24 protein-coding genes and 1 tRNA gene are annotated in these 24,075 nt (G+C 67.4%); 12 read left to right on the top strand and 13 right to left on the bottom strand.

Features of this window, described 5'->3' with window-relative positions; translation table 11 throughout:
* Nucleotides 1–55 precede the first annotated feature (55 nt).
* Complete coding sequence (locus QWJ38_RS12425) at nt 56–898, bottom strand: ABC transporter substrate-binding protein (protein WP_290359398.1); 843 nt, start codon at nt 896–898, stop codon at nt 56–58.
* Nucleotides 899–1,063: 165 nt separating this feature from the next.
* Between QWJ38_RS12425 and QWJ38_RS12420 the strand changes: the two genes are divergently transcribed.
* Entirely contained in the window at nt 1,064–2,086 is a 1,023-nt protein-coding gene (locus QWJ38_RS12420) for an isopenicillin N synthase family dioxygenase (protein ID WP_290359397.1), read from the top strand.
* A gap of 75 nt (nt 2,087–2,161) precedes the next feature.
* Here the strand turns inward: QWJ38_RS12420 and QWJ38_RS12415 are convergent.
* Together QWJ38_RS12415 and QWJ38_RS12410 are read right to left on the bottom strand one after the other, a co-directional pair.
* Nucleotides 2,162–2,238, bottom strand: a tRNA-Pro gene (locus tag QWJ38_RS12415).
* 65 nt (nt 2,239–2,303) lie between these two features.
* Entirely contained in the window at nt 2,304–3,233 is a 930-nt protein-coding gene (locus QWJ38_RS12410) for a polyprenyl synthetase family protein (protein ID WP_290359795.1), read from the bottom strand.
* Between the two features lie 351 nt (nt 3,234–3,584).
* On the opposite strand from QWJ38_RS12410, the gene rplU reads away from it, so the two are divergent.
* From rplU to proB, 4 genes are all read left to right on the top strand, one after another.
* Nucleotides 3,585–3,896 carry a 50S ribosomal protein L21 gene (gene rplU / locus QWJ38_RS12405; RefSeq protein ID WP_195797624.1) on the top strand — a complete coding sequence of 104 codons (312 nt, stop codon included), beginning with the start codon at nt 3,585–3,587 and terminating at the stop codon, nt 3,894–3,896.
* A gap of 43 nt (nt 3,897–3,939) precedes the next feature.
* Nucleotides 3,940–4,197: a 50S ribosomal protein L27 gene (rpmA, locus tag QWJ38_RS12400; protein WP_290359396.1), complete on the top strand. Its 258-nt coding sequence runs from the start codon at nt 3,940–3,942 to the stop codon at nt 4,195–4,197.
* Nucleotides 4,198–4,340: 143 nt separating this feature from the next.
* Nucleotides 4,341–5,411: an Obg family GTPase CgtA gene (cgtA, locus tag QWJ38_RS12395; protein ID WP_290359395.1), complete on the top strand. Its 1,071-nt coding sequence runs from the start codon at nt 4,341–4,343 to the stop codon at nt 5,409–5,411.
* A complete protein-coding gene (gene proB / locus QWJ38_RS12390) occupies nt 5,408–6,550 on the top strand; it encodes a glutamate 5-kinase (protein ID WP_290359394.1) in 1,143 nt (380 codons plus the stop codon). The genes cgtA and proB overlap by 4 nt, the downstream gene beginning before the upstream one ends.
* Before the next feature lie 70 nt (nt 6,551–6,620).
* Here the strand turns inward: proB and QWJ38_RS12385 are convergent, their stop codons facing one another.
* A complete protein-coding gene (locus QWJ38_RS12385) occupies nt 6,621–7,223 on the bottom strand; it encodes an RNA pyrophosphohydrolase (RefSeq protein ID WP_290359393.1) in 603 nt (200 codons plus the stop codon).
* Nucleotides 7,224–7,343: 120 nt separating this feature from the next.
* On the opposite strand from QWJ38_RS12385, the gene QWJ38_RS12380 reads away from it, so the two are divergent.
* Nucleotides 7,344–9,089 carry a proline--tRNA ligase gene (locus tag QWJ38_RS12380; protein ID WP_290359392.1) on the top strand — a complete coding sequence of 582 codons (1,746 nt, stop codon included), beginning with the start codon at nt 7,344–7,346 and terminating at the stop codon, nt 9,087–9,089.
* Entirely contained in the window at nt 9,086–9,706 is a 621-nt protein-coding gene (locus QWJ38_RS12375; RefSeq protein WP_434063976.1) for a lytic transglycosylase domain-containing protein, read from the top strand. The genes QWJ38_RS12380 and QWJ38_RS12375 overlap by 4 nt, the downstream gene beginning before the upstream one ends.
* On the opposite strand, the gene QWJ38_RS12370 is transcribed toward QWJ38_RS12375, so the two are convergent.
* The 6 genes from QWJ38_RS12370 to hemA all read right to left on the bottom strand — a co-directional run bounded on the left by QWJ38_RS12370 (nt 9,703) and on the right by hemA (nt 14,713).
* On the bottom strand, nt 9,703–10,272 hold the full coding sequence (locus tag QWJ38_RS12370; protein ID WP_290359391.1) for a UbiX family flavin prenyltransferase: 570 nt from the start codon (nt 10,270–10,272) through the stop codon (nt 9,703–9,705). The two genes, QWJ38_RS12375 and QWJ38_RS12370, sit on opposite strands and share 4 nt — an antisense overlap.
* On the bottom strand, nt 10,272–10,583 hold the full coding sequence (gene grxD / locus QWJ38_RS12365) for a Grx4 family monothiol glutaredoxin (RefSeq protein WP_290359390.1): 312 nt from the start codon (nt 10,581–10,583) through the stop codon (nt 10,272–10,274). Before grxD ends, QWJ38_RS12370 begins: the two co-directional genes overlap by 1 nt.
* Before the next feature lie 75 nt (nt 10,584–10,658).
* Nucleotides 10,659–11,315, bottom strand: coding sequence for a hypothetical protein (locus QWJ38_RS12360; RefSeq protein ID WP_290359389.1), 657 nt, complete (start codon nt 11,313–11,315; stop codon nt 10,659–10,661).
* A 138-nt stretch (nt 11,316–11,453) separates the two neighbouring features.
* The gene (prmC, locus tag QWJ38_RS12355) at nt 11,454–12,272 is read right to left on the bottom strand and encodes a peptide chain release factor N(5)-glutamine methyltransferase (protein ID WP_290359388.1); all 819 of its coding nucleotides are present in this window, start codon (nt 12,270–12,272) and stop codon (nt 11,454–11,456) included.
* On the bottom strand, nt 12,269–13,351 hold the full coding sequence (prfA, locus tag QWJ38_RS12350) for a peptide chain release factor 1 (RefSeq protein ID WP_290359387.1): 1,083 nt from the start codon (nt 13,349–13,351) through the stop codon (nt 12,269–12,271). Before prfA ends, prmC begins: the two co-directional genes overlap by 4 nt.
* 57 nt (nt 13,352–13,408) lie before the next feature.
* Entirely contained in the window at nt 13,409–14,713 is a 1,305-nt protein-coding gene (gene hemA, locus QWJ38_RS12345) for a glutamyl-tRNA reductase (RefSeq protein WP_290359386.1), read from the bottom strand.
* Between the two features lie 45 nt (nt 14,714–14,758).
* Here hemA and QWJ38_RS12340 point away from each other — a divergent pair, with 45 nt between their 5' ends.
* On the top strand, nt 14,759–15,031 hold the full coding sequence (locus QWJ38_RS12340) for a hypothetical protein (RefSeq protein ID WP_290359385.1): 273 nt from the start codon (nt 14,759–14,761) through the stop codon (nt 15,029–15,031).
* On the opposite strand, the gene miaB is transcribed toward QWJ38_RS12340, so the two are convergent.
* The 3 genes from miaB to QWJ38_RS12325 form a co-directional block, all read right to left on the bottom strand.
* Entirely contained in the window at nt 15,021–16,367 is a 1,347-nt protein-coding gene (miaB, locus tag QWJ38_RS12335; RefSeq protein ID WP_290359384.1) for a tRNA (N6-isopentenyl adenosine(37)-C2)-methylthiotransferase MiaB, read from the bottom strand. The two genes, QWJ38_RS12340 and miaB, sit on opposite strands and share 11 nt — an antisense overlap.
* A 5-nt stretch (nt 16,368–16,372) precedes the next feature.
* On the bottom strand, nt 16,373–16,759 hold the full coding sequence (locus tag QWJ38_RS12330) for a hypothetical protein (protein WP_290359383.1): 387 nt from the start codon (nt 16,757–16,759) through the stop codon (nt 16,373–16,375).
* A gap of 131 nt (nt 16,760–16,890) precedes the next feature.
* Nucleotides 16,891–17,298 (bottom strand): VOC family protein, encoded by a 408-nt coding sequence (locus QWJ38_RS12325; RefSeq protein ID WP_290359382.1) that lies wholly within the window; start codon nt 17,296–17,298, stop codon nt 16,891–16,893.
* A gap of 278 nt (nt 17,299–17,576) precedes the next feature.
* Between QWJ38_RS12325 and QWJ38_RS12320 the strand changes: the two genes are divergently transcribed.
* The 4 genes from QWJ38_RS12320 to QWJ38_RS12305 all read left to right on the top strand — a co-directional run bounded on the left by QWJ38_RS12320 (nt 17,577) and on the right by QWJ38_RS12305 (nt 24,010).
* Nucleotides 17,577–18,143 (top strand): DUF3302 domain-containing protein, encoded by a 567-nt coding sequence (locus tag QWJ38_RS12320; RefSeq protein WP_290359381.1) that lies wholly within the window; start codon nt 17,577–17,579, stop codon nt 18,141–18,143.
* Nucleotides 18,144–19,364, top strand: coding sequence for an HlyD family secretion protein (locus QWJ38_RS12315; protein WP_290359380.1), 1,221 nt, complete (start codon nt 18,144–18,146; stop codon nt 19,362–19,364). It begins immediately after the preceding gene.
* Between the two features lie 7 nt (nt 19,365–19,371).
* Nucleotides 19,372–20,814 (top strand): efflux transporter outer membrane subunit, encoded by a 1,443-nt coding sequence (locus QWJ38_RS12310; RefSeq protein WP_290359379.1) that lies wholly within the window; start codon nt 19,372–19,374, stop codon nt 20,812–20,814.
* A gap of 445 nt (nt 20,815–21,259) precedes the next feature.
* Nucleotides 21,260–24,010, top strand: coding sequence for an aminotransferase class I/II-fold pyridoxal phosphate-dependent enzyme (locus QWJ38_RS12305; protein ID WP_290359378.1), 2,751 nt, complete (start codon nt 21,260–21,262; stop codon nt 24,008–24,010).
* The last annotated feature ends 65 nt before the right edge of the window (nt 24,011–24,075 follow it).

Below are 24,075 nucleotides of genomic sequence, written 5' to 3'. Positions count from 1 at the left end.
CAAGGAAAAGGCGCCCCGCGGATTGCGCGGGGCGCCGTCAGGATCGCGAGCCGGATCAGCTCTCGACCTTGTCGCTGTCGATCTTGAAGCCGCGGCTGGGGAACTTCAGCCGCGTCTCGGGGCCGTACCACTTGACGAACAGCTTCTCGGCCTCGCCGCGCTTTTCCAGCTCGCGCAGCACCTCGTCGACCACGGCCTTGAACTTGGTCTCGCCCTTGCGGATCCCCAGGGCCAGCGGCTCGATGCTGATGTTCTGCGGCAGGATCGCGTACTGCGCCTGTGCGCCGCCGAGCTTGGCGTACTGGTCCAGCAGCGAGACCTCGTCGTTGACGAAGGCGATGCCCTTGCCCTGCTGCAGCGCCTGGAAGGCCTGCGGCCCGGTCTCGAAGGTGACCACCTCCACCTGGCCGACCGCCTTGCGGATATTGGGCTCCTGCGTGCCTCCCTTAACGGTGACGACCTTCTTGCCGGCGAGCTCGGCGACGTTCCTGATGCCGCTGTCCTTCTTGACCAGCACCTTCTGCCCGGTGACGAAGGTGGTCAGCGAAAAGTCGATCACCGCCTCGCGCTCCTTGTTGTGCGTGAGGCTGGCGGCCAGCAGATCGACATGGCCTTGCTGCAGCTCGGGGATGCGCGCGGCCACGGCCAGCTGCTTGAGCTTCAGCGGCACGCCCAGCCGGGCGGCGATCGCGCGGGCCAGGTCGACCTCGTAGCCGATGATCTCGCGCGACTTCGGATCGATGAAGCTGTTCGGCTCGTCGGTGCCGAGCACGCCGACGACCAGCTCGCCCTTCTTGCGGATGTCGTCGAGCTGGTCGGCGCGGGCCGGGGCGGCCAGACCCAGCAAGGTGGCGGTGATGGCGGTGATCGCAAAGGCGCGGCGGCGCAGCAGGCTCATGGGCTTTTCCTTAGGTGCAGTGAACAGGGCCTCAGCTTAGAAAGGCCTGTCCGCGCCGGGAACAAAGGCTTGCACATATGCTTAGGCGCAAATCGGTGCAGGCCGCGCCGGGATTTGCGGCATGCTGTCGCGCATGCGAACCGCTTGCTTCATCCCTTGCCGACGATGACTGCCCTGTCTCCGCTCGAACACCAGCTGCCGGTGATCGACGTGGCGCCGCTGGTGGCCGCGACGCCCGACGCCACGGCGCTGGCCGAGGTTGCCGCGCAGATCGGCGCCGCCTGCCGTGCGCATGGCTTCTTCTATGTGCGCGGCCATGGCGTGCCGGCGGCGCTGGTCGAGCGCCTCGATGCATTGGCGCGTGAGTTCTTCGCCCAGCCCGAGGCCGAGAAGCTGCGCCTGACTATGAGCGCCGGCGGCCGCGCCTGGCGCGGCTATTTCCGCACTGGCGGCGAGCTGACCTCGGGCCGGCCGGACTGGAAGGAGGGGTTCTACCTCGGCAGCGAGCTGGATGCCGAGCATGCGCTGGTGCGCGCCGGCACGCCGCTGCATGGCCCCAATCTCTGGCCCGAGCGGCCGGCCGGGCTGCGCGAGGCGGTGCTCGACTATCTGCAGGCCGGCACGGCGCTGGGCCATGCGCTGATGCGCGGCATCGCGCTGAGCCTGGCGCTGCCGGCCGACTACTTCGCGGCGCGCTACACGGCCGATCCGCTGATCCTGTTTCGCCTCTTCAACTACCCGAGCCGGCCGGCGCCGGAGGCGGTGCAATGGGGCGTGGGCGAGCACACCGACTACGGCCTGCTGACCCTGCTGTACCAGGATGCCACCGGGGGCCTGCAGGTCCGGACGCGCGCCGGCTGGATCGAGGCACCGCCACTGCCGGGCAGCTTCGTCTGCAATATCGGCGACATGCTGGACCGGATGACGCGCGGCCTCTACCGCTCGACGCCGCATCGGGTGCGGCTCAACAGCAGCGGTCGCGACCGCCTGTCGTTCCCGCTGTTCTTCGATCCGAACTTCTTCTCGCGGCCGGCCGCTATCGAGGGCCTGCCCGCCGCCGAGGACGACCGTGCCAGCCGCTGGGACGGCGCCAACGTCCATGCCTTCGAAGGCAGCTATGGCGACTACCTGCTGGCCAAGGTCGGCAAGGTGTTCCCCGAGCTCAGCGGGACGGTGCTGTCGCCCTGATTGGGAAGGCGGCCCGAAAAGCAAAAAGCCGCGGAGTCCGCGGCTTCTGCAGTCCTTGTCACCAAGGAAAAATTCTGGTCGGGGTGAGAGGATTCGAACCTCCGGCCTCTACGTCCCGAACGTAGCGCTCTACCAGGCTAAGCTACACCCCGATGTGTCGATCAAGTCAGGGGAGCCCTGATTTGTTCTCAACTTCTTGTTCTGTCGTTCGATCCGATCAAAAAGATCTCTCAACCGACTGAGCCGCAAATTCTAGCAGACTTTCCTGCCACTTGTTAAGAGGCAGCTGATTTAAACATTCGCGGGCCAGCTTGGCCTCGGCGCGCGCGGCCTCGCGCGTCGCCTCGAGCGCGCCGGTCTCGCGCACGATGGCAACGATCTCCGCCAGCTTTTCCTGCTCGCCATGCTCGATCGCGTGGCGCAGCAGCGCGCGTTGTTCGGGCGTGCCGCGCTCCATCGCGATCAGCAGCGGCAAGGTGGTCTTGCCCTCGCGCAGATCGTCGCCGATGTTCTTGCCGAGCGCGTGCGGATCGCCCTCGTAGTCGAGCACGTCGTCGATCAGCTGGAAGGCTGTGCCCAGCGCGCGGCCATAGCCGGCGCAGGCATCCTCGACGGCCGGGCTGGCATCGGCCAGCACCGCGCCGAGACGCGCGCTGGCCTCGAACAGCTTGGCGGTCTTGTAGCGGATCACGCGCAGATAGCTCTCCACCGTGATGTCGGGGTCGTGCATATTGATCAGCTGCAGGACCTCGCCCTCGGCGATCACATTGGTTGCCTCGGCCAGCACCTCGAGCACACGCATGCGGTTGACGCCGACCATCATCTGGAAGGCGCGCGAGTAGAGGAAGTCACCGACCAGCACGCTGGCCGCATTGCCGAACAGCGCATTGGCGGTCGGCTTGCCCCGGCGCAGCGACGATTCGTCGACGACATCGTCGTGCAGCAGAGTCGCGGTATGGATGAACTCGACGACGGCGGCCAGTTCGAAGCGCTCGGGCCGGTCATAGCCCAGCGCATTGGCGAACAGCAGCACCAGCTTCGGGCGCATGCGCTTGCCGCCGGCGTGGACGATGTAGGCGGAGATCTGGTTGATCAGGGCAACGTCGGAGCTGAGGCGCCGGGCGATGACGGCATCGACCTGCTGCATCTCGGCGGCCAACTCGGCCAGCACTTCGGCCAGCGTGTTGGAGGGGGCGGGGGGCGAGGCGGACGCTGCGTGCACTCTCAACTCTCTTTTTGACGAATCACGGATTATAGGGAGCATGCCGAGTGCCGGTCGCGAGGCAGGCCGGTCTGCGGGTGCTCGGCGGGCGGGCCGCCGACGCCGCAGCCGCCACCCTCATCTCTGGCCTGCCCTTGGTGTTTTCCCGCGTTCATGCTACACTCGCCGGCTCTGCGTCTTTTTGGGTGTGTCCAGTGCGTGCCCGATGGGCTGCGGAGTCGGGGCCAGGCGCGGCCGTTTGAGCGGCGCCGGGCTTGTTTTATTGAAAGGGCTGATATGTACGCGGTCATAAAAACCGGTGGCAAGCAATACAAGGTTGCTGCTGGCGAAAAGATCAAGGTAGAACAGATTGCTGCGGATGTTGGCCAAGAGATTGTGATCGACCAGGTTCTGGCCGTCGGAAACGGCGCTGAACTGAAGGTTGGCACTCCCTTGGTTGCTGGCGCAAGCGTTAAGGCCACGGTTGTGGCGCAAGGTAAGCACGACAAGGTGCGCATCTTCAAGCTGCGTCGTCGCAAGCACTACAAGAAGAGCCAGGGCCATCGCCAGACCTACACCGAGCTGGAAATCAGCGCGGTCAACGGCTAAGCGATAGCGGTTTTTCTTCGCCAACAGTTCAAGGAGCTAATCCATGGCACAGAAAAAGGGCGGCGGTTCCACACGGAACGGCCGCGACTCCAAGCCCAAGATGCTGGGCGTGAAGGTTTACGGCGGTCAGACCATCTCGGCCGGTTCGATCATCGTGCGTCAGCGCGGCACCAAGTTCCACGCTGGCACGAATGTCGGCATGGGCAAGGACCACACGCTGTTCGCGCTGGTCGACGGCACGGTGTCGTTTGCCACCAAGGGCGAACTGAGCCGTTCGACGGTCATCGTCACGCCGGTCTAATCAGCCGGCAATGCATCGCCAGCGGCAGCGTCGCAGCCGACCGCTGGTGAGTTGAAGCCCCGGCTTGCCGGGGCTTTTGCTTTTTGAGGCTGCGCTGGCGGGCCTTGCCCTGACTTACCATCCGCCTCGAAAGGCGCAACACCATGAAGTTCGTAGACGAAGCCACCATCGACGTCGTGGCCGGCAATGGCGGCGCCGGCTGTGCCAGCTTCCGCCGCGAGAAGTTCATCCCCTTCGGCGGACCGGACGGCGGTGACGGCGGCCGCGGCGGCTCGGTCTGGGCCGTCGGCGACCTGAACCTGAACACGCTGATCGACTACCGCTATGCGCGCCGCCACGAGGCACGCAACGGCGAGGCCGGTCGCGGCTCCGACCAGTACGGCGCCGCCGCCGACGACATTGTGCTGCGCATGCCGGTCGGCACCATCATCACCGACCTCGAGACCGAGACCGTCATCGCCGAGCTGATCGAGCCCGGCGAGAAGGTGCTGATTGCCAAGGGCGGCGACGGCGGCTTCGGCAATCTGCATTTCAAAACCAGCACCAACCGCGCACCGCGTCAGAAGACGCCCGGTTGGCCCGGCGAGGCGAAGAAGCTGCGCCTGGAGCTGCGCGTGCTGGCCGATGTCGGCCTCTTGGGCCAGCCGAACGCCGGCAAGTCGACCTTGATCACGGCGATCTCGAACGCCAAGCCCAAGATCGCCGACTATCCCTTCACCACGCTGCATCCGAATCTGGGCGTCGTGCGGGTCGGGCCGGAGAAGAGTTTCGTCGTCGCCGACATTCCGGGACTGATCGAGGGTGCCTCCGAAGGTGCCGGCCTCGGCCACCAGTTCCTGCGCCATCTGCAGCGCACGCGTTTGTTGTTGCATGTGGTCGACCTGGCACCCTTCGACCCCGAGGTCGATCCGGTCGCCGAGGCCAAGGCCATCGTCAACGAGCTGAAGAAGTACGACCAGTCGCTGTACGACAAGCCCCGCTGGCTGGTGTTGAACAAGCTGGACATGGTGCCCGAGGACGAGCGCGCCGCACGGGTCAAGGACTTCATCAAGCGCTACAAGTGGAAGGGCCCGGTGTTCGAGATCTCGGCGCTGACCCGCGAGGGCTGCCAGCCGCTGATCCATGCGATCTACGAGCATGTGGCCAGCTTCCAGATCCACCATGTCGAGCCGGACGTGCGCTTCGAGGCGGCCGAAGGCGAGAGCAAGGCATGAGCGCCGCGACGGTGAATGCCGGTGTGGCGCCGCTGAAGGACGCCCGCCGCATCGTCGTCAAGGTTGGTTCTAGCTTGGTCACCAACGAGGGCCGTGGCGTCGATGCCGAGGCCATCGCTAACTGGTGCCGGCAGCTGGCCGCGCTGATGGGCGAGGGCCGCGAGCTGGTGATGGTGTCCAGCGGCGCGATCGCTGAGGGCATGAAGCGCTTGGGCTGGGCCACGCGGCCCAAGGAGGTCCACGAGCTGCAGGCGGCCGCGGCCGTCGGCCAGATGGGCCTGGCCCAGATGTACGAGAGCAAGCTGCGCGAGCAGGGCATGGGCAGTGCCCAGGTCTTGCTGACGCATGCAGACCTGGCCGATCGCGAGCGCTATCTGAATGCGCGCTCGACCCTGCTGACCCTGCTGCAGCACCGCGTGCTGCCGGTCATCAACGAGAACGACACCGTCGTCAACGACGAGATCAAGTTCGGCGACAACGACACCTTGGGCGCCCTGGTCGCGAACCTGGTCGAGGCCGACGCGCTGGTCATCCTGACCGATCAGAAGGGCCTGTACTCGGCCGATCCGCGCAAGGATCCGAACGCCCGCTTCATCGACCAGGCGGTGGCCGGCACGCCGGAGCTCGAGCAGATGGCCGGCGGCGCCGGCTCATCGATAGGCCGCGGCGGCATGATCACCAAGATCCTGGCCGCCAAGCGCGCGGCCGGCTCCGGCGCGTCCACCGTGATCGCCTGGGGGCGCGAGCCTGATGTGCTCTTGCGCCTCGGGGCCGGCGAGGCCATCGGCACGGCGCTGCTGGCCAGCACGCCCAAGCTGGCGGCGCGCAAGCTGTGGATGGTCGACCATCTGCAGCTGCGCGGTGCGGTCGGTGTCGATGCCGGTGCGGCGGCCAAGCTGCAGGGCGAGGGCAAGAGCCTCTTGCCGATCGGCGTTGTCGAGGTGCAGGGCGATTTCCAGCGCGGCGACGTGATTGCGGTGCGTGATCCGCAGGGTCGCGAACTGGCCCGGGGCTTGAGCAATTACTCGAGCGCCGAGGCGCGGCTGATCGCGCGCAAGCCCTCGCATCAGATCGAGCGCATGCTCGGTTACGCGGCCGAGCCGGAACTGATCCATCGAGACAATCTGGTGCTCGCCTGAGGCGAGCACCAGATTGCGGCAAGGCTCATATCGCGCAGCGATGTGAGCCGAAGCCACAATCCGGGCGCGGCTAAGCCGGCTTGTCCGCCTCGGGAATGTCGGCAGCCGGCGCCGCCTGCGGCTCCATCGTCTGCGACCGCCCGCCACCATCGCGATGCTGTGGCCGCATGCCGGAGCGCAGATAGCGGTTGTGATGGTTGATGCGCGGCAGGTAGCGGGCCAACTCGGTCAGCGCCATCTCGTAGACGCCGCGCTTGAACTCGATCACTGCGTCCAGCGGCACCCAGTATTCGTTCCAGCGCCAGGCATCGAACTCCGGATGATCGGTCGCGCGCAGGTTCATATCGCAGTCGCGTCCGGTCAGTTGCAGCAGGAACCAGATCTGCTTTTGTCCACGGTAATGGCCGCGCGCGTCGCGGCGGATGAAGTGCTCGGGCACTTCATAGCGCAGCCAGTCACGGGTGCGCGCGATGATGCGCACATGCTCAGGAATGAGCCCCACTTCTTCGTGGAGCTCGCGAAACATCGCCTGCTCGGGCGTCTCGCCATGCTTGATGCCCCCTTGCGGGAACTGCCAGGAATGGGTGCGGATGCGTTTGCCCCAGAACACCTCGTTCCTGTGGTTGAGCAGGATGATGCCGACGTTGGGGCGGAACCCTTCACGGTCGAGCATAATCAACCTCGAATCTCTAGTTGGATCGATTATTGCATTCGGCCGCCTTTTCGGCGCGATCCTCGCTAACCCTCATCTTTTGAATCCAGCCGGCCCTTGAGGGTCAGGCCTTGCTCAGCCATGAAAGCCAGCCAGTTCTTCATCTCCACGCTCAAGGAAGCGCCCGCCGATGCCGAAGTCGTCAGCCACAAGCTTATGATGCGCGCCGGCATGATCAAGCGCCTGGGCGCCGGCATTTACAACTACATGCCCATGGGTTTGCGGGTGATCCGCAAGGTCGAGGCCATCATCCGCGAGGAGATGAACCGGGCCGGCGCCGTCGAGCTCCTGATGCCCATCGTCCAGCCGGCCGAGCTGTGGCAGGAGACGGGCCGCTTCGACAAGATGGGCCCCGAACTGCTGCGCGTGAAGGATCGCCATGAGCGCGACTTCATCATCCAGCCGACCAGCGAAGAGGTGATCACCGATATCGCCCGCCAGGAGCTGCGCTCCTACAAGCAGCTGCCGAAGAATTTCTATCACATCCAGACCAAGTTCCGCGACGAGCGCCGGCCGCGCTTCGGCATCATGCGCGGCCGCGAGTTCACGATGAAGGACGCCTATTCCTTCGACCGTGACAAGGAGGCCGCCGGCCGCAGCTACGAGGCGATGTACGGCGCCTACTGCAAGATCTTCGACCGCCTGGGCCTCGAGTACCGTGCCGTCGCGGCCGACACCGGCGCGATCGGCGGCGATCGTTCGCATGAATTCCAAGTCATCGCCGAGACCGGCGAGGACGCGATCGTCTACTGCCCGGACAGCGACTTCGCGGCCAATATCGAGCTGGCCGAGGCGGTCGCGCTGATCGCGACGCGTGGCGCCGCGACCCAGGCGCTGGCGAAGACGCCGACGCCCGGCAAGGCCACCTGTGCCGATGTGGCGCAGCTGCTGAAGCTGGACCTCACGCAGACGGTCAAGTCGCTGGTGCTGGCCACCGACGAGCTCGACGAGCGCGGCGATATCAAGAAGACGACCGTCTGGCTGCTGCTGGTGCGCGGCGATCACGAGCTGAACGAGGTCAAGGCCGGCAAGCTCGAGGGTCTGAAGGGCGGCTTCCGCTTTGCCACCGTCGCCGAGATCGATGAGCACTTTGGCTGCAAGCCGGGCTATCTCGGTCCGATCGCCACCAAGAAGCCGGTCAAGGTCGTCGCCGACCGCACGGTCGCCAACATGGCCGACTTCGTCTGCGGCGCCAACGAGGCCGACTTCCACTACACCGGCGCCAACTGGGGCCGCGACCTGCCCGAGCCGGACCTGATCGCCGACATCCGCAATGTCGTTGCCGGCGATCCCTCACCGGATGGCAAGGGCCTGCTGGCGATCCAGCGCGGCATCGAGGTCGGCCATGTGTTCTATCTGGGCACCAAGTACTCGGCCGCGATGGGCGCCAACTTCCTCGACGAGGGCGGCAAGCCGCAGCCCATGGAAATGGGCTGCTACGGCATCGGCGTGACGCGCATCCTGGGTGCAGCGATCGAGCAGAACCACGACGCGCGCGGCATCGTCTGGCCCGACGCGATCGCGCCCTTCACCGTCGTCGTCTGCCCGATCGGCATGGACCGCAGCGAGGAGGTCAAGGCCGCCGCGACCCAGCTGCACGAGGAGCTGCAGGCGCTGGGCGTCGACGTGCTGCTCGACGACCGCGGCGAGCGCCCCGGCGCGATGTTTGCCGACTGGGAGCTGGTCGGCGTGCCGCACCGCGTCGTCATCTCGGACCGCGGCCTCAAGGAGGGTCAGGTCGAGTACCAGGGCCGCCGCGAAGCCGAGGCCAGCAAGCTGGCGCTGGCCGATGTCGTCGGCCATCTGAAGGCGCAGCTGAAGCTTTGAAGCGGCGCGGTTTCCTGCTCGCCGGCGCTGCCGTCTGCGCGGGCGCGCTACCGCCCCTGCAGGCGCGGGCCGGCGCCCAGGTCGAGGAGCCGCTGGCGGACGCGGTGCGCTCGGCGCTGGCCGCCTCGATCGCCAACAGCGCGCCGCCCAAACCGCGCTTCGAGCAGATCGAGGACCGCCTGGCCTATCTGCGCTGGCTCGGCGCGATGAGCGAGAAGCTCAAGCCCAAGAAGACCGAGCCGCAGACCCGCATCGAGTTCCTCGAGACCGTCTGGTACGAGGCCAAGCGCGCCGGCCTGGAGCCCTCGCTGGTGCTGGGTCTGGTCCAGGTCGAGAGCGGCTTTCGCAAATACGCGATCAGCAGCGCCGGCGCGCGCGGCTATATGCAGGTGATGCCCTTCTGGACCCAGCTGATCGGCGATGGCCAGGCCTCTCGGCTCTTCCATATGCAGACCAATCTACGCTTCGGTTGCGTGATCCTGCGCCACTATCTGGACCGCGAGCAGGGCGATCTCTACCTGGCCCTGGGCCGCTACAACGGCAGCCGCGGCCGGCCCGAATATCCGAACGCCGTGTTTGGCGCGCGCAAGCGCTGGCTGCTGGACGCCGAACGCTAGGCCTTGAGCCCGGGCCAGGACTGCGGTGCCGCGCCGGCCACGCCGGCCAGCTCCAGCACCCGCTCCACGCTCTCGTCGATCAGCGCACCAATGGTCTGCGGCCGGTGGTAGAAGGCCGGCAGCGGCGGGAAGACGATGGCGCCCATCTCGGTCGCCGCGGTCATATTGCGCAGATGCGCTAGGTTCAGCGGCGTCTCGCGCACCATCAGGATCAGGCGGCGGCGCTCCTTCAGCGTCACGTCGGCCGCACGGGTCAGCAGGTTGTCGCCAAAGCCATGGGCGATTGCCGCCAGCGATTTCATCGAGCAGGGCGCGACGACCATGGCCGCGGTGGCGAAGCTGCCGCTGGCCACGCAGGCGCCGACATCGCCGGGCGCGTAGGCGAAGCTGGCCTCGCGTTCAAAGCTCTGGCGATCGAGCCCCAGCTCGTGATGGATATTGAGCACGCCGGCCGGCGTGACGATCAGATGCGTCTCCAGGCCCAGCTCGCGGCCTCGGCGCAGCAAGCGCAGGCCGTAGGCGGCACCGGTCGCGCCGGTGATGCCGACGACCAGTCTCTGTGTCATCAGGCGCTCAGCACCTGCTGCAGTTCACCCGCCTGGTACATCTCCATCATGATGTCCGAGCCGCCGACGAATTCGCCGTTCACGTAGAGCTGGGGGATGGTCGGCCACTGGGCATAGTCCTTGATGCCCTGGCGCACCGCCTCGTCCTCCAGCACATTGAAGGTCTTCAGATCGTTGACGCCGCAGGCCTTCAGGATCTGCACCGCGCGGCCGGAGAAGCCGCACATGGGGAATTGCGCGGTGCCCTTCATGAAAAGCACGACCCGGTTGTTCTTGACCAGGTCGTCGATGCGTTGCTGAACTGCGTCCATGTCGTCTTGCCCAAAAGTGAATGTTCTGGGCCCGATTATCGGCGAGGCGCCGCCGGCGCGCTGGCGCCGGGGCTCTCAGTAGCTGTAGGACAGGCCCAGCTGCAGCACCGGCTTGTAGCGCATATCGCGCAGCACGTCCTCGATGCCGGCGGCATTGCTATTGCCCAGGCGCAGGCCGCTGGCACCATTCATCAGGCCGACGTCGGCGCTGAAGCTGATGCCGCTGCGCAGCGCATGGCCGGTGTAGCCGATGCCCAGATAGGACATCGACAGGCTGGGATCGCCCAACTCCGGGTTCGGTGACAGCAGGCTCATGCTGCGCTGGCCGATCGCGAGGTTCTGGCCGTACTGCATGGTGCTGGAGCCCAGGCTCAGGCCGGCGCCGGTCTGCGACATCGACAGCGGTCCCATCAGCATGCCGCCGGTGGCGCGCAGGCCACCGCGCACGCCGCCGAGGCCGGAACCGGTCAGGTAATAGTCGCCCAGCAGATTGGCGCTCAGGAAGCGCGAGCTCATATAGCGCTGGCTCTCGCCGCCGGCATAGGGGCCGCCGTCCTGGCTGCTCAGCTGCACGCGTGCCTGCCAGCGCGGCGAGGCGCTGCCGACGCTGGTCTGCACGCCGTCCCCGGCCAGCGCGGGCAGGCCGCTGCACAGCAGCAGCAAAGCCAGGCCGGACCGCGCGACGCGGGCAGCGGATGGCGACAGTGGAGCAGCCGGGGCAGCAGGCTTCATGGCGATCTCCTCATGCTGCTTCTTGCTCAGCAGCTTGGAGAACCATGCTACGCCTGAGAAGCGCTGCTGTGCAGGCAAATTGGGCGGCTTTGACGATTCTGTTGTCGGAAGCGCCGACGGGCCCCGCGATCGAGGGGGCTAGCCGGGCCAGCGCCCGCCGCTGACCCGGGGCTGGCCACCCAGATCGCGACGCAGGGCGAGCTCGCTGAAGCCGCGTGCGCGTAGCGCAGCGGCAACGGCCTCGGCCTGGTCGTAGCCATGTTCCAGCAGCAGCCAGCCGCCGGCTTCCAGATGCTGCGGCGCAGCATCGATCAGGATGTGCAGCGCCGACAGGCCGTCGCCCCCCGGCGTCAGCGCCGACAGCGGCTCATGCCGCAAGGCGGCCAGATGGTCGTCGTCGCCGGCGATATAAGGCGGGTTGCTGACGATCAGCTCGTAGCGCCGGCCGGCCAGCGGCTGCCACCAACTGCCGGCATGGAACACGACCTCCAGCTGCAGGCGCTCGGCATTGGCGCGGGCGACCGCCAGCGCGCCGGCGCTGAGCTCGACCGCCTCGACCCGCGCCGCCGGATGACGGTGCTTGATCGCCAGGGCGATCGCGCCGCTGCCGGTGCCCAGGTCGACCACCCGCGGCGCGCCCGGCAGATCGCTCAGCAGCTCCAGCGCCCAGTCGACCAGGGTCTCGGTATCGGCGCGCGGTACCAGGGTGTCCGGCGTCACCCGCAGGCGCAGGCCGTGGAATTCCTGCTCGCCGACCAGATAGGCATAGGGCTCGCCGGCCGCGCGCCGGCGCAGCAGCGCGTCGATCTGCCGCGCTTGCGCCTCGCTGAGCCGTGCATCGTCGTTGGCGATCAGCCAGCCGCGGTCCTGTTGCAGCCCGGCGGCCAGCAGCAGCTGGGCGTCGAGCCGGTCCACGCCCAGTTCGCGGGCCAGGGCCAGGGCGTCGGCAATCTTCAAGCGCGGCCTTCCAGCAGCGCCAGCTGCTCGGCCGCCTGCGCCGCCTGCAGGCCGGCGGCGACGTCGTCGAGATCGCCGTTCATGATCTGGTCGAGCTTGTACAGGGTCAGGTTGATGCGGTGGTCGGTCAGCCGCCCCTGCGGGAAGTTGTAGGTGCGGATGCGGTCGCTGCGGTCGCCGCTGCCGATCAGGCCCTTGCGGGTCGCGGCCTCCTTGGCGGCGCGCTCGTTCTTGTCCTTGTCGCGCAACCGGGCGGCCAGCACGGCCATGGCCTTGGCCTTGTTGCGGTGCTGGCTGCGGTCGTCCTGGCATTCGGCGACCAGGCCGGTCGGGATGTGGGTGATGCGGATCGCCGAGTCGGTCTTGTTGACGTGCTGGCCGCCGGCGCCGCTGGCGCGGAAGGTGTCGATGCGCAGCTCGGCCGGGTTCAGCTGGATCTCCTCGGCCTCGGGCGGCTCGGGCATCACCGCCACCGTGCAGGCGCTGGTGTGGATGCGGCCCTGCGATTCGGTCGCCGGCACGCGCTGCACGCGGTGGCCGCCCGATTCGAACTTCAGCCGGCCATAGACCTGCTCGCCGGCTATGCGCAGCACCAGCTCCTTGTAGCCGCCCAGGTCGGAGACGCTCTCCGACATCACCTCGGTGCGCCAGCCCTGGCGCTCGGCATAGCGCAGATACATGCGCGCCAGATCGCCGGCAAACAGCGCAGCCTCGTCGCCGCCGGCGCCGGCGCGGATTTCCAGGAAGGCCGGGCAATCGTCGTCCGGGTCCCTGGGCAGCAGTGCCAGCTGCAGCTGCTCGTGCAGGCGCAGGAGATCGGCCTCGGCGGCGGCGATTTCCTCGCGCGCCATCTCGGCCATCTCGGGGTCCTCCAGCAGCTCGCGGGCGGCGGCCAGATCGGATTCGCGCTGCAGATAGAGCCGGTAGCGGCCGACCAGCTCGGCCACCTCGCTCTGTTCCTTGCTCAGCGCGCGGTAGCGCTTCATGTCGGCGGCGACGCTGCCGTCGGCAAGCAACTGCTCGAGCTCGGCGAGGCGGAAGGCCAGGCGCTCGAATTGTTGGCGGAGAGACTCTTTCATGGGCGGAGAAGCAGGGGCTGAAGACGAAGAAAACCGAGGGGTCTTGCTTCAGCGCCGCTAATTCTCCGAGGACGGGCTCTTGCTGCTGTTGCGCAGGAACAGGCGCGACACCGTCTGCGCCAGCTGCATGCGCTGCTCGCCGTCGCTGGCATGCAGCTCGGCGAGCGTGCCGTGCAGCATCTTCTGCGTCAGACCGCGCGAAAGCGCTTCCAGCACCGTGTCGACGTCCTCGCCGCGCGCCAGCAGCTTGCGGGCGCGCGCAATCTCCAGCTCGCGCCAACCCTCGGCCTGCGCGTTCAGCGCCTGGATCAGCGGCACCGTGCTGCGCTGGCCCAGCCAGTGCACAAAGCTCTGCACGCCGGTCTCGATGATGGCCTCGGCCTGCTCGACGGCGGCCTGGCGCTTCTCGCCGGCCGTCTGCACGACGGCGGCCAGCTCGTCGACGGTGTAGAGATAGACGTCGTCGAGCTGCCCGACCTCGGGCTCGATATCGCGCGGCACGGCCAGGTCGACCATGAACATCGGCCGGTGCTTGCGCGCCTTCAGCGCACGCTCGACGGCGCCCAGGCCGATCAGGGGCAGGCTGGAGGCGGTGCAGGAGATCACCGCGTCGAATTCATGCAGGCGCTGCGGCAGATCGGCCAGGCGGATCGCCTCGGCGTTCAGCCGCCCGGCCAGCTTTTCCCCGCGCTCCAGCGTGCGGTTGGCCACGGCCATCGCCTTCGGCATGCGCGCCGCGAAATGGGTGGCGACCAGCTCGATCATCTCGCCGGCGCCGACAAAGAGCACCTTGATCTTGCTCAGGTCCTCGAACAGCTGGCCGGCCAGGCGCACCGAGGCGGCGGCCATGCTGATCGAATGCGCGCCGATCTCGGTCGAGCTGCGCACCTCCTTGGCCACCGAGAAGCTGCGCTGGAACAGCTGGTGCAGGGTCGTGCCCAGCGTGCCGGCCTGGTTGGCCTCGCGCACCGCCTGCTTCATCTGGCCGAGGATCTGCGGCTCGCCCAGCACCATCGAATCGAGGCCGCTGGCGACGCGGAAGGCATGGCGCGCGGCGGCGCTGCCCTCCATCACATAGGCATGGTCCAGCAGCGCGCTGCTGCCGACGCCGCCGACCTGGGCCAGCCAGTCGACGGCCGGCTGCACCATCGCGGCATGGCCGGCGACATAGAGCTCGGTGCGGTTGCAGGTCGACAGGATCGCCGCCTCGGCGCCGCCCGGCGCATGGCGGGCGACATGCGGCCCCAGCTGCTGGCGAAAGCCCAACAGGGTGGGCGCCAGCTGTTCGAGGCTGAATGCAAAACGGCCGCGCAGATCGAGCGGCGCGGAGTTGTGATTCAGACCGAGGGCAAACACCGACATGGGCGGATTATAAAATTTGGCGCGTCATTGCGAGGAAAGCGTCTGTTGAGCCCGTTCGATGCCTTGTGGCATATCACCAATCTGTTCGCTCCGGCCTGGTGCGTCGCCACCCTGCTGGCCGGCGCCGCCAAGCTGCTGTGGCGGCGCGAGCTGAAGGCGCTGAGCTGGCGGCGGCTGGCGCTGTGGGGCGCCGCCGGCGGCAGCCTGGCCCTGCTCGCCGCGCTGGCCCTGACGGGCCATGACGGCAAGATGGTCGGCTATGCGCTGATGCTGCTGGGCATCAGCCTGCCGCAGTGGCTGCTGATGGTCAGGCGTTGACGAGATCCTCGTTGATCAGCACCTCGCCGCGCAGCGAATGCGCGAAGGCCTGGGTGATGCGGACGTCGATCAGCTGGTTCATCAGCCGCGGCTGACCCTTGAAGTTGACGATGCGGTTGCACTCGGTGCGGCCCATCAGCTCGTTCGGGTCCTTGCGGGAATGGCCGCTGACCAGGATGCGCTCGGTCTTGCCAACCATCTTCTCGCTGATCGTCACCGCATGGGCCTCGATTGCCGCCTGCAGTTCCTGCAGGCGCCGCACCTTCTCTTCGTAAGGCGTCAGGTCTTCCAGCGCCGCGGCCGGCGTGCCGGGGCGCGGGCTGAAGATGAAGGAGAAGCTCTGGTCGAAGCCGACGTCGTGCACCAGCTTCATCAGCTTGTCGTGGTCTTCCTGCGTCTCGCCGGGAAAGCCGACGATGAAGTCGCTGGCGATGCGGATATCGGGCCGGATCGCGCGCAGCTTGCGGATCGTGCTCTTGAACTCCAGCGCCGTGTAGCCGCGCTTCATCGCCATCAGGATGCGGTCGCTGCCATGCTGGACCGGCAGGTGCAGATGGTTGACCAGCTGCGGCACCTTGGCATAGGCCTCGACCAGGCGCTGGCTGAACTCGTTCGGGTGGCTGGTGGTGAAGCGCAGGCGCTGGATGCCGGGGATCTCGGCCGCGTATTCCAGCAGCAGGGCCAGGTCCGCGTATTCGCTGGTGTCGCCCATCCTTCCGCGGTAGGCATTGACGTTCTGGCCCAGCAGATTGATCTCCATCACGCCCTGGTCGGCCAGGCCGGCGATCTCGGTCAGCACGTCCTCGAAGGGGCGTGAGACCTCCTCGCCGCGCGTGTAGGGCACGACGCAGTAGGAACAGTACTTGGAGCAGCCTTCCATGATGGAGACGAAGGCGCTCGCGCCCTCGACCTTGGCGGGCGGCAGATTGTCGAACTTCTCGATCTCGGGGAAGCTGATGTCGACCTGCGGGCGGCGCTGCTCCTGGCGCGCGGCCAGCATCTGCGGCAGGCGATGCAGGGTCTGCGGGCCGAAGACCACGTCCACATAGGGCGCGCGTTCGATGATGGCGGCGCCCTCCTGAGAGGCGACGCAGCCGCCGACGCCGATCATCACGCCCTTGGCCTTCAGATGCTTGACGCGGCCGAGGTCGCTGAACACCTTCTCCTGCGCCTTCTCGCGCACCGAGCAGGTGTTGAACAGGATCAGATCGGCCTGCTCCGGGTCGTCGGTCTTCTCGTAGCCCTGGGCGGCGCCCATCACGTCGGCCATCTTGTCCGAGTCGTACTCGTTCATCTGGCAGCCGAAGGTCTTGATGAATACTTTCTTCGTGCTCATGGGCTTCACCGCGTCCAGATCTGCGAGGCCTGATCGAAGGACCAGGCGGCCGCCTCCTGCGGCGTGCGGGGCCAGACCTTGTTGGCCAGCTCGGCCGGGTTCAGCACCCAGACATCCATCAGCAGGCCGTTCGGATCGACCGTGTAGTGGACGATCAGCTTCTGGCCGGCGACGGCCGCCGGCTGCAGCAGCAGATTGGTGTCGCCGCGCAGGCGCGCGCCGGGCGCCAGCTTGGCGGGCCGGCCGTTCAGCGCGACATCGGGCGTCTGCAGCACGACCAGCTCGCCGCGCAGGGCCTGGACGGGGAAGGGGCGGTGCACCTGGGCCTGGGCCGAGATGCTGACGACGCCGGCCGCGAAGGCGGCGAGCAGCGGGGAGACACAGCGGTACATGGTATTAGTCCAGTGGCTGCTTGAAGGGCAGGAATCGGGCAAGAGAAAACGGCCCGCGGGCTGCATGCCCCAGGCCGTCGTTCTTGTCCGCAGAGCCGCGATTTTAGCCGATGGCGCCGGAATGGGGCGGCTCAGGGCGCCGTCACGACGACGCTGTCGGCCGAGCGCCGCGCCGGACCGTGAAATACGGCCTCGATATTGTTGCCGTCCGGATCGAGCACGAAGGCGGCGTAGTAGCCGGGGTGGTAAGGGCGCTCGCCCGGCGCGCCGTTGTCGCGGCCGCCGGCGGCCAGCGCCGCCGCGTGGAAGGCCTCGACCATCGCGCGGTCGGCCGCCTGGAAGGCCAGATGGATGCGCGAGACCGGGCCGTCGGCGCGGTCGAACCAGAGCTCGTCGGCATTGAAGTGGTCGGCGCTTTCCTGGAACAGCTGCGGCCTGCCGAGCGCGGCCAGCACCGCGCGGTAGAAGCGCTTGCTGGCCTCGAGGTCGGCGACGCGGAAATGCACATGATCGATCAGTCGGCCGCGGTGGAACTGCATGGAATCCTCCTGGCTTGGCGATGGACGAGGACGCGACGGCCGCCAGGCCCGATGTTCGCAGCGTCGCCGCAACAACAGGCCTCGCGGCAACATGGCCGGCGACCATCCTGCGCTATAACTCGGACGAGGCGGCAGGCAAGACCAGACCCCGGTCATGACTTGTCACCCGAGCCGTACTGCGATGCCGCGAATCAGGTGTATTCTGCGCCCGATCCCGGGCAGCGATCGTCCGGGAACGATGTGCATGCTGGTGAAGCCGGACACGGCGAGGAGGGATGATGCTTTCTCAACCGCATTCAGCGCGATCGCAGCGTCTGGCGCTGCGTCTGCTGGGCAGCCTGGCGCTGCTGCTGAACGCCTCGCTGGCGCGAGCCGCCGACAGCAGTTTCGTCGACAAGGTCGCCGACGTGATGGCGATCATTGTCCTGATCGTCGTTCCGGTCGTGGTCATCGTGGTCTTCTGGGTCGTCCACGTGATGCCGGAGAAGATCGCCCACAAGCGCCATCACCCGCAGACGGCCGCGATCACCACCTTGTGCCTGCTCTCCCTCGTCTTCGGCGGCCTGCTGTGGCCGCTGGCCTGGCTGTGGGCCTACACCAAGCCCGTCGCCCACCGGATGGCCTATGGCACCGACAAGCACGAGGACTACTACGACGAGATGGCCCAGAAGCACAGCAAGGGCGAACTGGTGCGCGAGGAAATCGTCCATCTGCGCGAGGACCTCGACGCGATCGAGGCGCGCGGCGCGCTGCCGCCGAAACTCAAGGCGCTGAAGGACGCGCTCGACGAGCTCCGTGCCGACGAGCAGGCGCGCGTCGCGACAGAGCAGAAAGGTGTCGTCTAAATGGACATCCTGATTCTTGGCATCTACTCCTTCTTCGTCTGGCTGATCTTCATCAAGTACAAATGGCTGCCCTGGAACACGGCCAGCAAGGTGACGGTCGTCATCATCCCCATCGTCGCCCTGACGATCCTGATCCTGTCCTTGAACGTGTTCGCGCCGTCCTCGGCCAATCTGCGCGTCTACAAATACCAGATCCCCATCGTCTCGCAGGTCAAGGGCCGGGTGATCGAGGTGCCGGTCGAGGAGGGCAACCGCCTGGTCAAGAAGGGTGACGTGCTGTTCAAGATCGACCCGACCCCCTACCAGATCGACGTCAATGTGCTGACGGCCCAGCTGGCGACGGCCCAGGGCTCGCAGCGCGAGGTCGAGGAATCGCTGAAGGGCGCACGCGGCAAGATCGCCGAGTCGCGCGGCGCGATCGCACAGGCCGGCAGCCGCGGTCGTGAGGTCAGCGCCAAGCTGGAGCTGGCCAGGAAGCGCGCCGCGCAGTACGGCGAGCTGGTCGCCACCGGCGCCGGCAACCGCTTCGATCTTGAGCGCGCGCAGACCGACGTCAAGGAGCTGGAAGGCCAGCTGGACGCGATCCGCAGCACCGAGGTGCAGGCGCGCGCGGCCGAGACGCAGGCGATCGCCGGCGAGCAGCAGGTGCTGCAGAAGCTCGGTTCCAAGGTCGACGGCGAGTACTCGCAGGTGGCGCAGATCCGCGCCCAGCTCGAGAACGCCAAGTGGCTGCTGAGCCAGACGACGACCACCTCGCCCTGCGACTGCTATGTGGTCAATCTGCAGCTGCGCAAGGGGGCCTTCGTGGCCGGCATCCCGCTCAATCCGGTGATGACGCTGATCGAGGCCGAGGGCCAGGTGCTGGCGCTGTTCAGCCAGAACGAGCTGCACCAGGTGGCACCCGGCAACGAGGTCGAGTTCACGATGAACACCATCCCCGGCGCCGTCATCAAGGGCAAGGTCGACTCCATCATCTGGGCCCAGGGCATGGGGCAGCTGCCCAGCGGCCAGGTGCCCTTCAACGCCTTCCTGGCCCAGCAGCCCAGCCAGTACGCGGTCAAGGTCGACATCAGCGAGCGCGACAAGGCGCTGTTCCTGGCCGCCGGCGCGGTCGGCCAGGCGGCGATCTACACCGACAGCGGCACCCACATCCACATCCTGCGCAAGGTGTTGATCCGGGTCGCCTCGTACATGAACTACCTGGTCCTGAAGCTGCACTGAGGCCACCATGGACCTGCTCCGACCTTCTCTAATCGCCGCGGCCGCCGTGCTGGCGCTGGCCGGCTGCGCACTGAAGTCGCCGCCGCAGCGCGACGAACTGGCCCGCGGCGCGGCGCCGAACCGGCAGCTGCCGGCGCAATGGAGCGCGCTGGCCTCGGCCTCTGCCGGCGTGCCGGCCGGCGCCGTGGCCGATCGCTGGCTGGCCAGCTTCAAGGACGCGCAGCTGCAGGCGCTGGTGCAGGAGGCGCTCGCCTACAGCCCGGACCTGGCCGTCGCGGCGGCGCGGGTCGAGCAGGCGGCCGCCTACCAGAAGGCGGCCGGCGCCCTGCTCTATCCGCAGGTCAATCTGATGGCGCGCGGCGGCGGGCAGCTGAGCGGCGATTCCAGCGGCCTGCAGGGTGTCGGCATCTTCGCCAACTGGGAGCTCGATCTCTGGGGCCGCGTGCGCGCCGGCGCCGCCGCCGCCGAGGCGCAATATGTGGCGACCGCGCTCGACGCCGAGTACGCGCGCCAGTCCTTGAGCGCCCAGGTGGCCAAGAGCTGGTTCCTCGCCACCGAGGCGCGCATGCAGAAGGCGCTGGCCGAGGACAGCGTCAAGGCCTCGTCCCGGGTCGTCGATCTGACCGGGGACCGGGTGCGCGTCGGCGTGGGCGACGAGTACGAGCTGCGCGTGGCGCAGGCGAATCTGCAAACCTTCCGCGACACGGTGCAGAGCCTGGACCAGGCTTACCAGCAGGCGCTGCGCGCGTTGGAGATCCTGGTCGGCCGCTACCCGGCCGCCGCGCTGTCGGTGCCGGCCGAGCTGGCCACGCCGCCGGCCGCGCCGCCGGTGGGCATGCCGTCCGAGCTGCTGGAGCGCCGGCCCGACGTGATTGCCGCCGAGCGCCGCGTCGCCGCCGCCTTCTACCGCGGCGAAGAGGCGAAGGCGGCGCGGCTGCCGCGCATCTCGCTGACCGCCGCGGTCAGCAGCGTCAGCAGCGAGCTGTTCGTGCTGAAGGAGCGCGACAACCCGGTCTGGAGCGCCGGCGCGACCATCCTCGCGCCGCTTTTCAGCGGCGGGCAGCTGCAGGCCCAGGTCGAGATCCGCAACGCCGAGCAGAAGCAGGCGCTGGCCGAGTACGGCCGCGTCGGCGCGCGCGCCTTCGGCGAGGTCGAGAACGCCTTGTCGGCCGGCTTCTCGCTGGCCGCGCGCGAGAACATCCTCAAGCAGGCGGTGGTGGAGAACCAGCGCGCGCTGGAGCTGGCCGGCATCCGCTACCGCGTCGGCTCGGCGGATCTGCGTTCGGTGCTGCAGCAGAACATGGCCGTCTACGCCGCGCAGGTTGCGCTGGTGCGCGTGCGCAGCGAGCAATTGCTGCAGCGCGTCAACCTCTACTTGGCGCTGGGCGGCGGCTTCGACGAGCGCGCGCCGCTGACGGTGGCCGGCACGCCGGACGCGGCCAAGCAGTAGTCGATCTTCCGCGGCACTCGACGGCTGCTGGCCGTCCCTCGCGGGCCGCATGAACCCTCGCCCCGTTTCGCGGCATGTACGGCTTGCGAACGCCCGCCGCCACGTGGCGCCCAAGGTTTGGCCCCCATGGGCCGGGGTGCCCGCGCGCCCGTGTTCATCGGCATTGCGCGCCGCGGACGTGCCGGAACTTGTGCTGGCGCAAGCGCTTTACTTCTTTACGTCCATAAGCCTTTCGTGACATTGACACGGACTTGGCCGAACTCTATAAGCCTGTACTGAGGTGTGCGCATGGGTGCCGGGTCTTGCCTAGGTCGATGCGGACTCCGTCACATTCAGCGAGGCGCTTTCTTGTCCTTGTTCCGAATGCTGCGTTTGCCTGTTGGGCGCGGATGCAGGCAGCGATTGCGCCGGTCTGGTGGTTTGTATCCCAACACGGAGCTTGCAGATGAATGCACCGATGACTTCCGGCACGACCCAAACGCTGATGCAGTACTTCGCTGCGTCGGAGGCGCGCATCGATCAATGGAGAACGCTGTCCCGGCTTGCCCGGGCCTTGGACGGGCGGGGCTCCGACGCCGGCGCCGTGGTCGAGATCCAGCGCTGCCTGCGCGAGCTGGCCCCGATCGAATGCCTGAACGCCTATCCGGGCCAGGCCCTGCTCGACCAGCTGAACGACCGGCTCAAGCGCGGCGAATGGGCGGCCTTCCACCGCATGGCCGCGCGCATCAGCGCGGCGCTGCAGACCAATGCCTATCGCGAGGATTCGGCGGCCTGGGCGCTGGACGACGAGGTCGAGGCGGTGATGGGCGATGTGCTGCCGCCGGCGCAGGGCCTGTCGAGCGGGCGGCGGCCCTATTTCGAGGTGCTGGTCGTGGCGGCGATGGACCGCTCGCACTGGACCAGTCTCAAGGAAACCTTCCGCCGCCTGCGTCGCCCGGAGGACGAGTTCATCTACGAGATCGTCGCCGTCGACAGCTTCGAGGATGCGGTGCTGGCTGCCAACTTCAACTACAACGTCCAGGCGGTGCTGGTCTCCGAGGGCTTCATCTTCGACTCCCAGCAGGACATCCCGGTGCTGCGCGAGCTGATCGCGCAGTTCGTGCCCGAGGACGCGCAAGACGGTGATCTGGGCGGCGCGCTGGCCGGCGTCCTGAGCCATCTGCGGCCCGAGCTGGACATCTATCTGACCACCGATCGCGATCCGGCCGCCGTTGCCGGCTCCGACGAGGTCGCCGGCGTGCGGCGCGTGTTCTACGGCCCCGAGGAACCGATGGAGATGCATCTGTCCATCCTCGGCGGCATCAAGGACCGCTACCGCACCCCCTATTTCGACAATCTGAAGAAGTACGCGGCCCGGCCGATCGGCACCTTCCATGCGCTGCCGGTGGCGCGCGGCAAGTCGATCTTCAAGTCGAACTGGATCCGCGACATGGGCGAGTTCTACGGCACCAATCTGTTCCTGGCCGAGTCCTCGGCCACGACCGGCGGCCTGGACAGCCTGCTCGACCCGACCGGCAATATCAAGGACGCGCAGGAGCTGGCCGCCCGCGCGCTTGGCGCAGACCGCGCCTTCTTCGTCACCAACGGCACCTCGACCTCGAACAAGATCGTCCACCAGGCGATCCTGACGCCGGGCGACATCGTGCTGATCGACCGCGACTGCCACAAGTCGCACCATTACGGCGCCGTCATGTGCGGCGCCCAGCCGCTGTACATCGACGCCTTCCCGCTGACCCAGTACTCGATGTACGGCAGCCTGGGCATCCGGCCGATCAAGCAGGCGCTGCTGACCCTGAAGGCCGAGGGACGGCTGGACAAGGCCAAGATGCTGGTGCTGACCAACTGCACCTTCGACGGCCATGTGGCAAACGTGCAGCAGACGATGCTGGAGGTGCTGGCGATCAAGCCGGACATGGTCTTCCTGTGGGACGAGGCCTGGTTCGGCTTCGCCCGCTTCTCGCCCTTCCTGCGCCGGCGCACGGCGATGGGCGGCGTGGCGGCGCTGCGCAAGCTGTTCGCCAGCCCGGCCTACCGCGAGCAGTACGCCAAGTTCAAGGCCGAGGTCGGCGAGATCGATCCGGCCAACCAGGCCCTGCTCGACACGCGGCTGTGGCCCGACCCGGACGCGGTGCGGCTGCGCGTCTACGAGACCGACTCGGTCCACAAGTCGATGTCGGCGCTGCGCCAGGGCTCGATCGTCATCTGCTCGGACCAGGACTGGCCCAAGGTCGAGGGCCCGTTCAAGGAGGCTTTCTACGCCCACACCTCCACCTCGCCGAATCTGCAGATCATCGCCTCGCTCGATCTGGCACGCCGCCAGATGGAGCTGGAGGGCTTCGAGCTGGTCGGCAAGGCGACGCAGCTGGCGATCGAGATCCGGCGCGAGATCAACCACCACCCGCTGATCTCGAAGTATTTCCGCTGCGCGACGCCGGCAGAGATGATCCCGGCCGAGTACCGCAAGAGCGGGATCGAGGACTTCGTCGTGCCGGGCCAGACGATTGCCGACATCAGCCGCGCGCTGAACCAGGACGAGTTCTTCCTCGACCCCAGCCGCATCACCCTCTTGTGCGGCAATGCCGGCTTCGACGGCACCCAGTTCAAGGCGCTGCTGTCGTCCGACCACGACATCCAGATCAACAAGACCTCGCGCAACAGCGTGCTGGTGCAGATCAATATCAACAACACGCGCAGCGATATGGCGCACCTGATCAAGGCCCTGGCCGACATCTCGCGCGACATCGATCGCCGCCTGGCCGGCGGGGGTGAGGGCGCGCGCAAGGCCTTCGATGCGCGGGTCAAGGACCTGGTCGAGAACGTGCCGGACCTGCCCGACTTCAGCCGTTTCCACGACGCCTTCCGCGACGATCCGGCCAGCAAGAGCTGCGAGGGCCATATGCGCGAGGCCTATTACCTGGCCTTCGACGATGCCAACTGCGAGTACCTCGGGCTCAACGACCCCCAGGTCGACGAGCGACTGAAGAACGGGCCCGATCTGGTCTCGGCCAAGTTCGTGATTCCCTATCCGCCGGGCTTCCCGATCATGGTACCGGGCCAGGTGATTTCGCAGGAAATCATCACCTTCATGCGCAAGCTCGACGTCAAGGAGATCCACGGCTTCAATGCCGCGCGCGGTCTGCAACTGCTGCGGCCCGATGTGCTGGAGGCGCATGCCAGCGGCGGCAAGCGGCGCTGAGATGAGTCCGAGAAGGCAGTAATCCAACAACGGCGGGGGCAGGAGGTGGCCCCCGCACCCGCAAA

Origin of the sequence: Roseateles violae (genome assembly GCF_030410485.1) — a bacterium.
In the GTDB taxonomy this organism is placed as follows: Bacteria; Pseudomonadota; Gammaproteobacteria; order Burkholderiales; family Burkholderiaceae_C; genus Roseateles_D; species Roseateles_D violae.
This window is presented reverse-complemented; position numbering and strand designations above follow the sequence as displayed.

Coding starts and splice junctions, on each gene's coding strand:
- QWJ38_RS12425 (WP_290359398.1), bottom strand. CDS start 898: ATGAGCCTGCTGCGCCGCCGCGCCTTTGCGATCACCGCCATCACCGCC.
- QWJ38_RS12420 (WP_290359397.1), top strand. CDS start 1,064: ATGACTGCCCTGTCTCCGCTCGAACACCAGCTGCCGGTGATCGACGTG.
- QWJ38_RS12410 (WP_290359795.1), bottom strand. CDS start 3,233: ATGCAGCAGGTCGATGCCGTCATCGCCCGGCGCCTCAGCTCCGACGTT.
- rplU (WP_195797624.1), top strand. CDS start 3,585: ATGTACGCGGTCATAAAAACCGGTGGCAAGCAATACAAGGTTGCTGCT.
- rpmA (WP_290359396.1), top strand. CDS start 3,940: ATGGCACAGAAAAAGGGCGGCGGTTCCACACGGAACGGCCGCGACTCC.
- cgtA (WP_290359395.1), top strand. CDS start 4,341: ATGAAGTTCGTAGACGAAGCCACCATCGACGTCGTGGCCGGCAATGGC.
- proB (WP_290359394.1), top strand. CDS start 5,408: ATGAGCGCCGCGACGGTGAATGCCGGTGTGGCGCCGCTGAAGGACGCC.
- QWJ38_RS12385 (WP_290359393.1), bottom strand. CDS start 7,223: ATGCTCGACCGTGAAGGGTTCCGCCCCAACGTCGGCATCATCCTGCTC.
- QWJ38_RS12380 (WP_290359392.1), top strand. CDS start 7,344: ATGAAAGCCAGCCAGTTCTTCATCTCCACGCTCAAGGAAGCGCCCGCC.
- QWJ38_RS12370 (WP_290359391.1), bottom strand. CDS start 10,272: ATGACACAGAGACTGGTCGTCGGCATCACCGGCGCGACCGGTGCCGCC.
- grxD (WP_290359390.1), bottom strand. CDS start 10,583: ATGGACGCAGTTCAGCAACGCATCGACGACCTGGTCAAGAACAACCGG.
- QWJ38_RS12360 (WP_290359389.1), bottom strand. CDS start 11,315: ATGAAGCCTGCTGCCCCGGCTGCTCCACTGTCGCCATCCGCTGCCCGC.
- prfA (WP_290359387.1), bottom strand. CDS start 13,351: ATGAAAGAGTCTCTCCGCCAACAATTCGAGCGCCTGGCCTTCCGCCTC.
- hemA (WP_290359386.1), bottom strand. CDS start 14,713: ATGTCGGTGTTTGCCCTCGGTCTGAATCACAACTCCGCGCCGCTCGAT.
- miaB (WP_290359384.1), bottom strand. CDS start 16,367: ATGAGCACGAAGAAAGTATTCATCAAGACCTTCGGCTGCCAGATGAAC.
- QWJ38_RS12330 (WP_290359383.1), bottom strand. CDS start 16,759: ATGTACCGCTGTGTCTCCCCGCTGCTCGCCGCCTTCGCGGCCGGCGTC.
- QWJ38_RS12325 (WP_290359382.1), bottom strand. CDS start 17,298: ATGCAGTTCCACCGCGGCCGACTGATCGATCATGTGCATTTCCGCGTC.
- QWJ38_RS12320 (WP_290359381.1), top strand. CDS start 17,577: ATGCTTTCTCAACCGCATTCAGCGCGATCGCAGCGTCTGGCGCTGCGT.
- QWJ38_RS12315 (WP_290359380.1), top strand. CDS start 18,144: ATGGACATCCTGATTCTTGGCATCTACTCCTTCTTCGTCTGGCTGATC.
- QWJ38_RS12310 (WP_290359379.1), top strand. CDS start 19,372: ATGGACCTGCTCCGACCTTCTCTAATCGCCGCGGCCGCCGTGCTGGCG.
- QWJ38_RS12305 (WP_290359378.1), top strand. CDS start 21,260: ATGAATGCACCGATGACTTCCGGCACGACCCAAACGCTGATGCAGTAC.